Annotated in this window: 13 protein-coding genes; 8 read left to right on the forward strand and 5 right to left on the reverse strand. The window is 63.9% G+C overall.

What is annotated here, in order from left to right; genetic code table 11:
• Positions 1 to 40: 40 nt before the first annotated feature.
• Complete coding sequence (locus tag OKW40_RS30145) at positions 41 to 1,405, reverse strand: MFS transporter (RefSeq protein WP_429333238.1); 1,365 nt, start codon at positions 1,403 to 1,405, stop codon at positions 41 to 43.
• 81 nt (positions 1,406 to 1,486) lie between these two features.
• Here OKW40_RS30145 and OKW40_RS30150 point away from each other — a divergent pair, with 81 nt between their 5' ends.
• The gene (locus OKW40_RS30150; RefSeq protein ID WP_429493117.1) at positions 1,487 to 1,711 is read left to right on the forward strand and encodes a hypothetical protein; all 225 of its coding nucleotides are present in this window, start codon (positions 1,487 to 1,489) and stop codon (positions 1,709 to 1,711) included.
• On the opposite strand, the gene OKW40_RS30155 is transcribed toward OKW40_RS30150, so the two are convergent.
• On the reverse strand, positions 1,693 to 2,565 hold the full coding sequence (locus tag OKW40_RS30155) for an AraC family transcriptional regulator (protein ID WP_429493118.1): 873 nt from the start codon (positions 2,563 to 2,565) through the stop codon (positions 1,693 to 1,695). The two genes, OKW40_RS30150 and OKW40_RS30155, sit on opposite strands and share 19 nt — an antisense overlap.
• Positions 2,566 to 2,717: 152 nt before the next feature.
• Here OKW40_RS30155 and OKW40_RS30160 point away from each other — a divergent pair, with 152 nt between their 5' ends.
• From OKW40_RS30160 to OKW40_RS30170, 3 genes are all read left to right on the forward strand, one after another.
• Positions 2,718 to 3,101 carry a hypothetical protein gene (locus OKW40_RS30160; protein ID WP_429493119.1) on the forward strand — a complete coding sequence of 128 codons (384 nt, stop codon included), beginning with the start codon at positions 2,718 to 2,720 and terminating at the stop codon, positions 3,099 to 3,101.
• Positions 3,102 to 3,422: 321 nt separating this feature from the next.
• Positions 3,423 to 3,767, forward strand: a complete 345-nt coding sequence (locus OKW40_RS30165) for a PQQ-binding-like beta-propeller repeat protein (protein ID WP_429493120.1) — start codon at positions 3,423 to 3,425, stop codon at positions 3,765 to 3,767.
• Positions 3,768 to 3,905: 138 nt separating this feature from the next.
• Positions 3,906 to 4,403 carry an N-acetyltransferase family protein gene (locus OKW40_RS30170; RefSeq protein WP_429493121.1) on the forward strand — a complete coding sequence of 166 codons (498 nt, stop codon included), beginning with the start codon at positions 3,906 to 3,908 and terminating at the stop codon, positions 4,401 to 4,403.
• A gap of 6 nt (positions 4,404 to 4,409) precedes the next feature.
• On the opposite strand, the gene OKW40_RS30175 is transcribed toward OKW40_RS30170, so the two are convergent.
• From OKW40_RS30175 to OKW40_RS30185, 3 genes are all read right to left on the reverse strand, one after another.
• Positions 4,410 to 4,802 carry a flavin reductase family protein gene (locus OKW40_RS30175; protein WP_090807910.1) on the reverse strand — a complete coding sequence of 131 codons (393 nt, stop codon included), beginning with the start codon at positions 4,800 to 4,802 and terminating at the stop codon, positions 4,410 to 4,412.
• A gap of 184 nt (positions 4,803 to 4,986) precedes the next feature.
• A complete protein-coding gene (locus OKW40_RS30180; RefSeq protein ID WP_184030473.1) occupies positions 4,987 to 5,319 on the reverse strand; it encodes a hypothetical protein in 333 nt (110 codons plus the stop codon).
• A 195-nt stretch (positions 5,320 to 5,514) separates the two neighbouring features.
• Positions 5,515 to 7,107 (reverse strand): PLP-dependent aminotransferase family protein, encoded by a 1,593-nt coding sequence (locus tag OKW40_RS30185; protein ID WP_429493122.1) that lies wholly within the window; start codon positions 7,105 to 7,107, stop codon positions 5,515 to 5,517.
• A 126-nt stretch (positions 7,108 to 7,233) separates the two neighbouring features.
• Here OKW40_RS30185 and OKW40_RS30190 point away from each other — a divergent pair, with 126 nt between their 5' ends.
• The 4 genes from OKW40_RS30190 to OKW40_RS30205 all read left to right on the forward strand — a co-directional run bounded on the left by OKW40_RS30190 (position 7,234) and on the right by OKW40_RS30205 (position 14,143).
• On the forward strand, positions 7,234 to 7,968 hold the full coding sequence (locus OKW40_RS30190; protein ID WP_184030479.1) for a GNAT family N-acetyltransferase: 735 nt from the start codon (positions 7,234 to 7,236) through the stop codon (positions 7,966 to 7,968).
• A gap of 313 nt (positions 7,969 to 8,281) precedes the next feature.
• The gene (locus OKW40_RS30195; RefSeq protein ID WP_429493123.1) at positions 8,282 to 9,853 is read left to right on the forward strand and encodes an efflux transporter outer membrane subunit; all 1,572 of its coding nucleotides are present in this window, start codon (positions 8,282 to 8,284) and stop codon (positions 9,851 to 9,853) included.
• Positions 9,854 to 9,906: 53 nt separating this feature from the next.
• Positions 9,907 to 11,058, forward strand: coding sequence for an efflux RND transporter periplasmic adaptor subunit (locus OKW40_RS30200; protein ID WP_429403944.1), 1,152 nt, complete (start codon positions 9,907 to 9,909; stop codon positions 11,056 to 11,058).
• 16 nt (positions 11,059 to 11,074) lie between these two features.
• Complete coding sequence (locus OKW40_RS30205; RefSeq protein WP_429493124.1) at positions 11,075 to 14,143, forward strand: efflux RND transporter permease subunit; 3,069 nt, start codon at positions 11,075 to 11,077, stop codon at positions 14,141 to 14,143.
• Positions 14,144 to 14,236: the final 93 nt, after the last annotated feature.

Below are 14,236 nucleotides of genomic sequence, written 5' to 3' on the forward strand. Positions count from 1 at the left end.
GTTGTGGATGGCCGTTGTGCCCGGCCATCCGCCTGATCATTCACGGAGTGGCATGTCTGCTGTCATGCAATGCATGCACGTCGTCGTATTCCCGCGAAATGTCCTTATTCGTGTAATCGCCCAATCGCATGGCGGCGGCCACGCTAATCACCGCGCACGCGAAGACATACCACGCCACCGCAAATCCCGAATGGAAGTAAGCATAAAGCGCCGTCGCAATCAACGGTGCCGGACCGCCAGCGATGACGGAAGCCAACTGATAGCCCATCGACGCACCGCTGTAGCGCAAGCGCCCCGTGAACGATTCGGCGATCAACGCGGCTTGGGGACCATACATCATCGCATGCGGCACCAGCGAAAGTACGATGGCCGCGAAGATCCATATCGGGTTATGGGTTCCAACCATGAAAAAGTACAGGAAGCCGAATAGCCCGACAGCAGCGGCACCGATCACATACATGCGTCGACGTCCGATCAGATCAGACACGTGACCAAACAGCGGAATCGTGAAGAATTCCAGCACCGAAGCGGCCAGCACTGCCGTGAGCAACAGATCGCGTGTGACGCCCAGACTCATCACACCATAGGTGAATATAAAGGCCGTGAAAATATAGAACGGCGCCTGTTCCGCCATACGCGCAAGAGCCGACAGAAGAATGTCTTTCGGCTGCCGGCGCAATACTTCACGCATCGGCGCCTTTTCGATCCTGCGCTCAGCGAGCAGCTTCGCGAAGATAGGCGTCTCGAGGATACTCAAGCGGATATAAAGGCCGATCGCGACCAGCACGATACTGAGGAAAAACGGCACCCGCCAGCCCCAGGTGAGAAATGCGCTGCCGGAGATCTGACTGATGGCAAGCACCACCAGATTCGCGACGAACAATCCCGCCGGTACGCCGAACTGCGGCCAGGACGCGATGAAACCGCGATGCTTGTTGGTACGTGCCCACTCCATCGACATCAACACCGAACCGCCCCACTCGCCTCCAACGCCCACACCTTGAATGAAGCGCAGCGCCGTGAGCAGGATTGCCCCCCAGATACCGATCGTCGCATAGGTTGGAACAAAGCCCACGGCAAACGTCGCGAGTCCCATCAGCAACAGCGTCACGATTAGCGTGGCTTTACGTCCGATGCGATCGCCATAGTGGCCGAAAATCGCCGCGCCCACCGGCCGCGCAATAAAGCCGACAGCGTAAATCAGAAAAGCTTGCAGTGTGCCGACGAGCGGGTCCGATTCAGGAAAGAACAGTTTCGCGAATACAAGACCCGTGACAATGCTGTACAGGAAGAAGTCATACCATTCGATTGTGGTACCAATCGTGCTGGCGATGACAGCACGGCGCAACTGGCGCCGAGCCTCCTCATCCGAGAGGGGCACCGCCCCTGATTGCGTGGCAGCCATTTGATATCTCCCCAAAATGGACGGGTGACGTCTTTTTTTGACATTTGAGGTATTGCGTGGTTCCAGTGAGAATCGAGGTACATGCAGCGAAAACAGAGACATTTCGAAATTGCATTTTTTGCCGAATTAGCAATCCGGCAACACTCGCTCAATGCAATTGATACCGATGCCGAAATCGAATTGAAATTCGAGCGAACCGCGGCTTCGGACATGAGCATTCGCGAAGAATTGGGAGCGACTTGCTTCGCACTAGCAGGCATCTCACATGCTCATCACACCCATCCCAATCACACCAACGGAATGTAGATATCCGTCTGCCACTGATCCAGCGGCGTCTCAGGATAGACGCTGAGGTAGTGGAAAAACAGCGGATGGTCCCGCAACTCTTCCCCACTCGAAGGCAACCAGTCGCGATAGACCGGGTAGATCGTCTCGCCGATGTGGTCGGTCGATCCCGTGTGCCGAACCACCGCGCACCGTCCACCCTGCATCACGAGCTCGCGCAAGCCATAGAGATTCGGCGCGACCGGCTCGTCGATCTCTCCGCAGATATCGAAACGGAATTCATCCGCTGGCACCGTGTCTGGATTGCCGTGCGGGACGCCGAAGGTTCGGCTCGACGCCACCGGTGATTGTCCGCTTTGAATACGCCAATCGATGAACTTGCGCGCACTTTCATTGACGAGTCCGGGCGAACCACAATGTTCGAGCGCGGCAACGCGGGTCTCCGCAAAATCGACGATTTTCACTTGCATGGTCAGTTTCCTCGAAACATAGGGAACAACAAAACTCGCACTCCAGAATTGCCATGTTGGATGTCGTCGAAACGCGCTCGGCGCCAAGCCGAACGCACGCTTGAACGCACGGCTGAAGGCTTCGGGACTGTCGAAGCCGGCGTCGAGCGCGGCATCGAGAACCGGGCACGACGCCTGCGACGCGAGGCGGCGGCCCGCGCGACGCAAGCGCATCAACTGCACGTAGCGTGCGACGGGCACGCCGACATACGCGACAAACTGTCGATGAAAATGGAACATCGAGAAGTTTGCGATGCGGCTTAGCGCGTCGACCGACAGATTGCCCTCGAGGTTTGCATCGATATAGGCGAGAACGGCTTCGAAGCGCTTCGTGTAGGCAGCGGTGGCGTCTGTGTGAGCTAACATGGTCTGGATCGTGCGAGTTTCGATATGGTCGCCGAGGTTGGACACATCTTACCTAGCCGGACTTGCTCGATCTTCAATTGGCTCGCTGCCGAGCCTGGAGAATTTACGTAGACTTATCTTTGTTCACCCGCGCTTCCTGAGATTGTCCGCCGATGCCCTCTTCGATCAGCAATTCGCTCCTGTGGATCTTCGAGGCGTTCGAACGCGATCCGACGTATATGCGTCGGCGGATGTTTGGTAGCGACGCTGCGTATATCGATGGGCTGTTGTGCCTGGTTGCCGCCGATCGCGATAAGCCGTGGAATGGGCTGCTCGTCTGTACGTCTCGGGAACGCCATGCTGCTCTGATTGCCGATATGCCTGCGTTGCAGCCTCACCCGGTGCTTGGGAAATGGCTTTACGTGCCGCAGGAGGATCCTGCGTTTGAAGACACTGTCGAGCAGTTGACGGCACTCGTGCTGGAGCGGGACCCGCGAGTGGGTGTCGAGCCTAAGCCGAAAAAGCGGCGCGGTAAGTCGGTGTTGCCGGAGGGTTGAAGCGCGGCAGTGCCGTTTCGGTCTCTCTTCCTGTCCGAACGCGCGCTCATGCCGGGCAGATCATCCAATCAGCCGCGAATCGCACCACCCCGTCATACTCTCGCCGACGAACCCGGCAGGGATGTAGAAGGGCATTCGATTGAAGTGGAGTTGCCGCGCTTTCATTGGTGACTACGCGAATTGCGGTCGGGCTTAAAGACCGGAAATAAGATTCGGCTTTGGCACACGCAAGTCGATTCAACCACCTATTCAATGGTCACGCAGTCTGCCGTCATCGCGAACGGTACGGCTTTCGTAGGAACCACATCGAACGAAGAATTGATGGCCGCCTATGTCCCTCCGCCTGCCTGGCAGTGGAGTTTCCGCGGCAGCGTCGTCGCACTCGATGTCGCGACCGGCGCAGTGACGTGGACCACGCCGGACCCGCTCGGAAGCCGCGCGGAGGCAGCCGTCAGTGTCGCCAATGGCGTGGTCTTCGGATGCAATCTCGACTACACGAATGGCACGATGTACGCGCTCGATTCTTCCAACGGAAAAGTCCTGTGGTCATTCAATAGCGGGGGTGCATGCAATGCCGGGCCGGCCATTGCGGACGGCGTGGTGTTCTGGGGCTCTGGCTCAACGAGTGGACCGGGCCCGCTGAAATTGTTCGCCTTCGGTCTGTAGGAAACGCCCGAGGCACCGTCCGTTCGCGGCGGGGGCTTTGGCTCTTTGCTACGATGTGAGTCTGTTCCGAAGCCGGCGCAATTGGCGCGTACCGCCCGCCGGCCGGCAGTCATCACCGAACTCACCGAGCACTAGACCTTGACGATCCACATCCGCCCCGCCACCGCTTCCGACGCCCCCCTGATCCTGCGCTTCATCACCGAACTCGCGATCTACGAAAAAGCCGAGCACGAAGTCGTCGCCGGCGTCGAAGACATCGAGAAGAGCCTGTTTTCCGAGGGCGCGCCCGCGAAAGCACTGATCTGCGAAATGAACGGCGAGCCAGTCGGTTTTTGCGTGTACTTCTTTTCGTATTCGACGTGGCTCGGCAAACAGGGGCTTTATCTGGAAGACCTGTACGTATCGCCCGGATCGCGTGGCAGCGGCGCGGGCAAACAGATGCTGCGCCATCTCGCGCAAATCGCCTGCGAAACGGGCTGCGGCCGATTCGAATGGAGCGTGCTCGACTGGAACGAGCCGGCCATCGGCTTCTACAAGTCGATCGGCGCGAATCCGCAAAGCGAATGGGTACGTTATCGTCTCGCCGGCGACGCGCTCAAAGCATTCGCCGAAGGCGAAACCGAACGGAGCACCTAAGCCCAGTCACTGCGCGGAGGCCGCGACGGGCGCCACCTCGAATGCATCGCCCGTCGCGAAGAAGGTACCGCCGGCCACGTAATGGCATGTGCGCAGGTCGGGATCGTCGTTGTCGAGTTCGACGCCCGCGTGCGTGCCGACCGCGAGCGTTTGCGCGGCGAAACCGCGGCTCGGCAACTGCAGCCCGAACACGCCGCTCGCTTCGATCAGGCGACGCGTCAGCGTGCGGCTATCCACGACCACCACCACCTTCGGCGGATTGAAGTCGAGCGGCATCGCCCATGACGCGGCCATCACGTTCGATCGACCATCGTGTGCGCTCGTGATCAGCGTGACGGGTCCGTGATTGAGCAGTTGAGTCGCGCGCGACAATTCCACGGTTTCTCGGGTGGCGTTCATAGCATCGTGATGGCGTCGAAAGGATGACGCTGATTGTACCGGGGCGGGACAAATGCGATGCGGCGCAGGGCCGAGCGATACGAGAGCGATTCGAACCACGCGCGGATGGCGGCCGAATCGAACTGCCGGGCGGCGGCCCACAAGCCGCCGCCCGACCGGACTTCAAACGAATTTCAAGGGACCCTCAATGCGGCGCCTTGCCGTTCGGCACCGCATTGAGCGGCTTGTGCTGCTCGTCGCCGAGTCCCGGGAAGAACGCGTTCCAGGCGGCGCGCACGCCCTGCGCCGCGGTGGCTTCGGCGCCGACCGACTCGGCCGCGCCGTCCGCGGCTTTCGAGGGATCGGCGGACAGGCCGCGCCAGTGCGTGAATACGAGCAACGGCTTTTCGGTCCACACGCCGTCGCCAAATTTCGCAAACGCCGTGTCCCCGCTCGCCAACTGCACTTCGTACCAGCCTTCGCGTACGGGCGTATGGATGGCAAGGTCAAACCACGGGGTCGGTTCGATTTCCTTCATGTCGTCTCCGGTCGGATAGATCGTCATCGATAACCACACTGAACGCATTGTTCGTGCCCATCACTGGCGCCACATCCGCCGCGCGACGGGACGGGCAACCGCGGCACATGCGGGCAAACCAGCACGTCGGAACTGCGAAGTCGCCGCGCATACGACACGATAGCGCGACATGGGCCAGGCGGACAGACGTAAAACTTACATGCCCGGAGTGGCGGGCGTACGGCGTGGCGGGGTGGGTTTTTTGCGGGACCGGACGACGGTTTTTCCGCCCCGTTTTGACGCGCGCTTCGCAGCCGGTCGCGCCTCATCCTCCATCTGCCGCACCACCTCCGCCAGCGCTTTCACCGCGGGCCCCAAGCGCTCCGCCTCCGTATTGCCATACCCGATCACGAGCCCGTTCGTCTGCTCCGACGCCCCGATCGAAAACCCCGACAGCGCGCGCGGACTCAACCCCAACGCCTGCGCCCGCGCCGTGAGCGCGCGATCGTCGAGCGACGCCGGCAGCCGCAGCGTCAGATGCATGCCGCAATCGCCGCCAAGAATCGTCGCCGCCGGAAAATGCTCGGCAAGCGCGTCGCGCAGCGCCTGCTGCCGCTCGCGGTACAGCCGCCGCATCCGCCCGAGATGCCGCCCGAATTCGCCGCTTTCGATGAAATGCGCGAGCGCCAGCTGCTCCAGCCGATGCCCGCCGCGCAGCATCTCTTGCAGCGCAACAGCGGCGTGCGCGGCTATCGCGCGAGGCAGCACGACGAAGCCGATGCGCAGCGCCGGAAACATCGTCTTGCTGAACGAGCCGACGTACAGCACGGGCGCCGCGTCGACGAGGCCCTGCATGCTCGCGATCGGCTCGCCGGTGTGACGCATCTCGCCGTCGTAATCGTCCTCGATCAGCCATGCGCCGCAGCGCCGCGCCTCGGCAATCAGCGCAAGCCGCCGCGCCACCGACAGCACCGCGCCGGTCGGATACTGATGCGCGGGAGACGTGTAGATCAGTTTCGGCGGATGCGTGTGCCACGCGTCGGCCGGCACGGCCATGCCTTCGGCGTCGACGGGAATCGGCAGCGTGCGCAAGTCGCCCGCGTTGAAAGCGGCCTTCGCGCCGCGATAGCCGGGGTCCTCGATCCATGCGATATCGCCGGGATTGGTCAGCAGTCGCACGCACAGGTTCAGCGCCTCCTGCGCGCCCTCGGTGATCACGACCTGCGAGCCATCGCAGCGCACGCCGCGCGCCATCCGCAGATGCGCGGCGATCGCGTCGCGCAGCGCGGGCTCGCCGGCCGGCGTGCCGTAGCCGAGCGCGCGTGGTAATGCGCGCTCCATCGCACGTTCGAGCGCGCGCCGCCACGCGGCAAGCGGGAAACGGTCGAGCGCGGGCGTGCCGGGGGTCAGCGCGTACCCGTTGTCGGCGTGATTGTGCGACGCCGCGAACTGCTCGACGCGCGCCGCGTATACGACCTCCGGCGCGGCCGACGCCGCCGCCCGCTCGCCGCGCGCGGCGGGGCTCGACAGCGGGCTCACGCGCGTGCCCTGGCGATCGGCGATGACGTAGCCGACCGCGGCGAGATGCTCGTAAGCGATCACGACCGTGTTACGCGACACGCCCATTTCGGCGGCGAGCAGCCGCGACGACGGTAGCAGCGACCCGGCCGGCAGACGACCGGCGAGAATCGCCTGCTGCAGACGTTCGATCAGTTGCTTTTGCAGCGGCGCGGGCCGCTTGGCCCCGCTGGCGCCGCGCGCGGCGAACGCGTCGTCCGCATGGACGAGCGGTCCGATGATTTCGATCATGGTGGCTGGATCTATCGAATAAGCATGTCGTGGATCTTTTGAACATACCACGTTTGCCGTATCGTTCCTGCATCGACACGCATCGGCATCCTCCGGCATCGCTCATTCATCGACGGGAGAACAGACATGGAACCCACACGTAACGCCTACGGCCAGCCAATCGGCGCACCCCTGCCCGGCTGGCACGGCGCGCAGCCGCCGGGCCGCGAGCCGCTCGGCGGCCGCTATTGCCGGCTCGAAGCGGTCGACGTCGAGCGCCACGCGGCCGACCTCTTCGACGCGTACGGCTCGGCCACCGACGGCCGCGACTGGACCTATCTGGCGGTCGGCCCGTTCGACAGCCTCGCGGCCTATCGTGAGCGTCTGACGCAGATGGCGGCATCGAAAGATCCGCTGCACTATGCGGTCATCGACCTGGCGACGGGCAAGCCGGTCGGCACGCTCTCGCTGATGCGGATCGATCCGGCCAACGGCGTGATCGAAGTCGGCCACGTCACGTATTCGCCGCGGCTCAAGCGCACGCGCATCGCGACCGATGCGATGTACCTGCTGCTAGGCGAAGTGTTCGACAAGCTCGGTTATCGGCGCTTCGAATGGAAATGCGATTCGCTGAACGAGCCGTCGCGCAAGGCCGCGTTGCGCTATGGATTTACGTTCGAGGGGATCTTCCGGCAGGCGATCGTCTATCGCGAGCGCAATCGCGACACGGCGTGGTTTTCGATCATCGACAGCGAGTGGCCGGCATTGCGCTCGTGCTATGAGCGCTGGCTCGACGCCGGCAATTTCGATGCGCAAGGGCAGCAGGTCGAGCGGCTCGCCGATCTGATCGCGCAGCGCCGAGCGGCGGACGAGGCCCGGTAAAACCAGACGATCGATAACCAGGCAACAGCTCGACCAGTTCGCCAAGCGCGATGCCGAGCCAACCGCGTGCCCGAATCCGTGAAATTGTCGTGAATGCCGCTCCGGGCGTGGCAGACAGCGGCAGCACCGCCTGCCATCACCGCCCTCCTACGTGATCTCGTATCCACCCTTCGTCCGCCAGCGAACGCGAGGCCAAGCGCGGTTCGCGCCGTGCATGGTAAATTCCAGCGTCGGCAAGACAACTCCAAGAACGTTCGGGTGCCCTGAACATCTTCGTCCGGTCCACCCGCCATTGGCGATACAAGGTAGATCGATGATCGACTTGAGTCAGCGTATTGTCTGGCGGCGCCTCTACGTTGCGCTGTGCAGCTGCGTCGCGCTGGCCGGCTGCATGGTCGGCCCCGACTACCACGCGCCGCCCGCGCCGGCCACCGACACCTTCACCACCACGCCGCTGCCCGACCAGACCGCCTCCGCGCCCGGCCCCGCAGGCCTGCCGCAGCGTTTCGCGCCGGCCCAGGACATTCCCGCCGCGTGGTGGACGCTGTTTCATTGCGAGCCGCTCGACGCGCTGATCCGCGAGGCGATCGCCAACAGTCCGAACATGGCCGCCGCGCAGGCGGCGTTGCGACAGGCTCGCGAGAATTACACGGCGCAAGCCGGCGGCACCTTGCTGCCGAGCGTCGACGCGCAACTGAGCGCCACGCGCGAAAAGATCAACGGCATCGCGTTCGGCGAGCCCGGCCTCGTCGAGGAATTCAATCTCTACAACGCGTCGGTCAACGTCTCGTACAAGCTGGACGTGTTCGGCGGCGCGCGGCGCGAACTCGAAGCGCTGCATGCGCAGATCGACTATCAGCGCTTCCAGCTGCAGGCCGCCTATCTCACGATATCGGCCAACATCGTGACCGCGGCGGTCAAGGAAGCGTCGGTGCGCGCGCAGATCGACGCGACCGAGCGGATCGCTACCGAGGAAGAGCAGCAGCTGAACGTGCTCGACCAGCAATTCTCACTCGGCGGCGTGAGCCGCACGGCCGTGCTCGCGCAGGAAACGCTGCTCGCGCAGACCCGCGCGACGCTGCCGCCGCTGCAACAGCAGCTCGATCAGGCGCGCCATCAGCTTGCGGTACTCGCCGGCAAGCTGCCGAGCGATACCTCGGTGCCCGACTTCACGCTCGACATGTTCTCGCTGCCCGACACGCTGCCCGTGAGCCTGCCGTCGTCGCTGGTGCACCAGCGCCCCGACATCCTTGCCGCCGACGCCACGCTGCATCAGGCGAGCGCGCAGGTCGGCGTCGCGACCGCGGCGATGTATCCGCAGATCACGCTGTCCGCGAGCTACGGCGCCGAAGCGTTGACGCCCGCGCAGGTGCTCAGGGCCGGCAGCACGATCTGGAGCATCGGCGCGGGCTTGCTGCAACCGGTCTTTCACGGCGGCCAGCTGAGCGCGCAGAAGCGCGCGGCCGAGGCCGCCTACGAGCAGGCCGGCGCGCAATACCGCGAGACGGTGCTGCTCGCGTTCCAGAACGTTGCGGACACGCTGCGCGCGCTCGAACACGACGCAACCGGCCTCAAGGCGCAGACCGACGCGTCGCGCGCCGCGAGCGATTCGCTCGAACTGACGCGCGGACAGTATCGCGTCGGCGGTGTCAGCTACCTCGCGCTGCTCGACGCGCAACGCCAGTATCAGCAAACGGTCGTGAGTCTCGCGCAGGCGCAGGCCGCGCGTTACGCCGACACGGCGGCGCTGTTCCAGGCGCTCGGCGGCGGCTGGTGGAATGCCGCCGCGCCCGAGTCCGCGGCCGCGCCAGCCGCCGCGTCGGCGAGCGCGTCGAACACGTCGTCGCCATCAGCAACGACGGCAACCGCCACAACGCCACATTGACCGTGCCCTGACGCAACCCCAGCCCTCGCCCCAAGCCGAGCAAGGACATCACGATGGCCGAAAGAAAACCGATGACAAAGCGGATGGTGATCATGTTGATCAGCGTCGGCCTGCTGCTCGCCGCGCTGGTCGGCTTCAACCTGTTCCGCGCGCACATGTTCGCGAAGTTCATGACGGCCAACACCGCGCCGCCCGCCACGGTCTCGGCGGTGGTGGTCCACTATCAGTCGTGGCAGCCGCAGCTCGCGGCGGTCGGCAGCCTGCGCGCGGTGCGCGGCGTAGACGTGACGACCGAAGTCGCCGGCCTCGTGCGCGAGGTCGCGTTCGTGTCGGGGCAGGAAGCGAAAGCCGGACAGATCCTCGTGCGACTCAACGCCGACAGCGACGTCGCGCTGCTGCAATCGCTGCAGGCCGCGGCCCAACTCGCGCAGACGGTCTACGAGCGCGACCGCGCGCAGTATGACATCAAGGCGATCGCGAAGGCGCAGCTCGACGCCGATGCGGCCGACCTCAAGGGCAAGAAGGCGCAGGTCGCGCAACAGCAGGCGCTCGTCGACAAGAAGACGATTCGCGCGCCGTTCGCGGGGCGCCTCGGCATCACGACGATCAATCCGGGGCAATACCTGAATCCCGGCGACGCGATCGTCACGCTGCAAGCCATCGATCCGATCTACGCCGACTTCTCGGTACCGCAACAACAGCTCGGCCAGCTCGCGATCGGCGCGACCGTCAGCGTCGATACCAACGCGTACAGCGGGCAAAGCTTCACCGGCAAGATCCAGTCGATGAGCCCGAAAGTCGATAGCGCGACGCGCAACGTACAGATCGAAGCGAGCGTCGACAATCGCGAGCGCAAGCTGCTGCCCGGCATGTACGCGAACGTGAAGATCGACTCGGGCGCCGAACAGCGCTACCTGACCCTGCCGCAAACGGCGATCACCTACAACCCGTACGGCGCGACCGTGTTCATCGTGAAGCCCGGCACGCAGCCCAACGCGCAGGGCAAGACGCTGCCCGTCGCGCAGCAGGTGTTCGTAACGCCGGGGCCGACGCGCGGCGACCAGGTGGCGATTCTGAAGGGCATCGACGACGGCACGCAGGTCGTGACGAGCGGCCAGATCAAGCTCAAGAACGGCACGCCGCTGATCATCGACAACCGCGTTCAGCCGTCGGACAGTCCGAATCCGACGCCGCAGGAACAATAAGCGAGGCCGCCCGACCATGTTCACGGACATCTTCATTCGCCGGCCGGTACTCGCTTCGGTCGTGAGCCTGCTGATCCTCGTGCTCGGGTTGCGCGCGCTCGCGGTGCTGAAGGTCAGCCAGTATCCGCAGACCGAGAACGCGGTCGTCACGATCACGACGGCCTACTATGGCGCGAACTCGGACACCATCGCCGGCTTCATCACGCAGCCGCTCGAAGCGGCGATCGCGCAGGCACAGGGCATCGACTACATGTCGTCGACGAGCATCACGGGCGTGTCGACGATCATCGCGACGCTACGTCTGAACTACGATGCGAACCGCGCGCTGACCGAGATCAACACGCAGATCGGCTCGGTGCGCAACCAGTTGCCGCCGCAGGCGCAGCAGCCGGTGCTGACGGTGCAGACCGGGCAGACCACCGACGCGATGTACATGGGCTTCTACAGCAGCGTGCTGCCGAGCAACAACGTCACCGACTACCTGCTGCGCGTGGTCAAGCCCAAGCTCGATTCGATCCAGGGCGTGCAGACCGCCGAAGTGCTGGGCGGGCGGCAGTTCGCGATGCGCGCGTGGCTCGACTCGGCGCGGCTCGCCGCGCACGGCGTGAGCGCGAGCGACGTGTACACCGCGCTCGGCAACAACAACTATCTCGCCACGCTCGGCACGACGAAGGGGCAAATGGTCAGCGTCGACCTGGAAGCGGGCACGGACCTGCATACCGTCGACGACTTCAAGCAGCTCGTCGTCAAGCAGAAGAACGGCTCGATCGTGCGTCTCGAGGATGTCGCGAACGTCGTGCTCGGCGCCGACAGCTACGACTTCAACGTCGCGTTCAGCGGCAAGCGGTCGGTGTTCATCGGCATCAAGGTCGCGCCGGACGCGAACATTCTCGACGTGGCCAAGCGCGTGAAAACCGTGTTTCCGGATCTGCAGAAGCAGTTTCCGACCGGCATGACGGGCGACATCGTTTATGACGCGACCGACTTCGTCAACACCGCGATCAGGGAAGTGATCAAAACGCTCGTCGAAGCGCTCGTGATCGTGACCGTCGTGATCTTCCTGTTTCTCGGCAGCTTCCGCGCGGTGATCGTGCCGTTGATCGCGATGCCGCTGTCGCTGATCGGCACGTTCTTCGTGATGCAGGTGCTCGGCTATTCGATCAATCTGCTCACGCTGCTGGCACTCGTGCTCGCGATCGGGCTCGTCGTGGACGACGCGATCATCGTCGTCGAGAACGTCGATCGGCACATGAAGCACGAAGGCAGAACACCGTTCGACGCCGCGCTGATCGCCGCTCGCGAGCTGGGCGGCCCGATCGTCGCGATGACCGTCGTGCTGATCGCCGTGTACGCGCCGATCGGCTTCCAGGGCGGGCTGACGGGCGCGCTCTTCACCGAGTTCGCGTTCACGCTCGCGGGCGCGGTGACGGTATCGGGCGTAATCGCACTCACGTTGTCGCCGATGATGTGCTCGCGCTTCTTCCGCGCCGCGCAGGAGTCGGGCCGCTTCGCGCGTTTCGTCGACCGCCAGTTCGAGCGCGTGCATCGCGGCTACGGCCGCCTGTTGCATGCGACGCTCGACACCTGGCCCGTGTTCGTGATCATGGGCGCGCTACTGCTGTGCGGCACGGTGTATCTGTTCATGACCTCGAAGTCGGAACTCGCGCCGCAGGAAGACCAGGGCATCGTGCTCTCGCAGATCATCGGGCCGCCCAACGCGACGATCCAGCAGATGCAGACCTACGCGGACCAGGTGTTCGATGCTTCGAAGACACTGCCCGAATATTCGCAGATGTTCCAGCTCACGGGCTCGCCGACTGTCAACCGGGGCATCGGCGGCGTGCTGTTCAAGACCTGGGACCAGCGCGGCAAGAACGCGACCGTGCTGCAGCAGGAGTTGCAGCAGAAGTGGAATCAGATCGCGGGCGCGCGCGTCGCGGCGTTCCAGTTTCCGCCGCTGCCGGGCGCGCAGGGCTTGCCGGTGCAGTTCGTGATCAGCACGACCGAGCCGTTCGAAAACCTCAACGAGGTGTCGCAAGCAGTGCTGGAAAAAGCGCGCGCGAGCGGCATGTTCTTCTTCGTCGATAGCGACCTGAAAATCGACAAGCCGGAAGTGACGCTCGTCGTCGACCGCGACAAGGTGGCCTCGCTCGGGCTGTCGCAAAGCGACGTCGGACAGGCGCTCGGGTCGGCGCTGGGCGGCGGCTACGTCAACTACTTCTCGATTGCGGGACGCTCGTACAAGGTGATTCCGCAGGTGTTGCAGATCGACCGGCTCAATCCGTCGCAAGTGCTCGACTACTATCTGCGTACGCCGGACGGCAACGTGATTCCGGCGTCGACGATCGCGCATCTGCGGCACAGCGTCGTGCCCGAATCGATCAACCACTTCCAGCAGTTGAACTCGGCGACGATCTCCGGCGTGATCGTGCCGGGCGTATCGCAAGGCCAGGTGCTCGATTTTCTGCGCAAGGCGACCGCGCAGGTCGCGCCGGCCGGCTATTCAGCCGATTACTCGGGAGAGTCGCGCCAGTTCGTGCAGGAGTCGGGCGGCTTCGTCATCACACTGCTGCTCGCGACGATCATCGTGTTCCTCGCGCTCGCGGCGCAATTCGAGAGTTTCCGTGATCCGATCGTGATCCTGATCTCGGTGCCGATGGCGCTGTTCGGCGCGCTGATCTTCATCAACATCGGCCTGACGACGCTGAACATCTACACGCAGGTCGGCCTCGTCACGCTGATGGGGCTCGTCAGCAAGCACGGCATTCTGATCGTGCAGTTCGCCAACGAACTGCAGCGCGCAGGTCGCGCGAAGCGCGAAGCGGTCGAGGAAGCGGCGGGCGTGCGGCTGCGCCCGATCCTGATGACAACCGCGGCGATGGTGCTCGGTGTGGTGCCGCTCGTGATCGCGTCGGGCGCGGGCGCGGCGGGCCGCAACGCAATGGGGCTCGTGATCTTCACCGGGATGTCGATCGGCACGCTGTTCACGTTGTTCGTCGTGCCGGCGATGTACATGTTTCTGGCCGCCGAACACCAGCGGCATGCTCAGGCGCCGAAGGCCGACGAGGCGGGTCAGGCGGGTTAGAGCCTGGGTGATCGCGTACCCGGCGCGCGGGTTGTCCGAAATCTGAAAGCCGCTGTCCTGATGCCTTTACTCGCATCACTTAGACTACGGTGC

Origin of the sequence: Paraburkholderia sp. RAU6.4a (assembly GCF_050435625.1) — a bacterium.
GTDB classification, from domain to species: Bacteria; Pseudomonadota; Gammaproteobacteria; order Burkholderiales; family Burkholderiaceae; genus Paraburkholderia; species Paraburkholderia tuberum.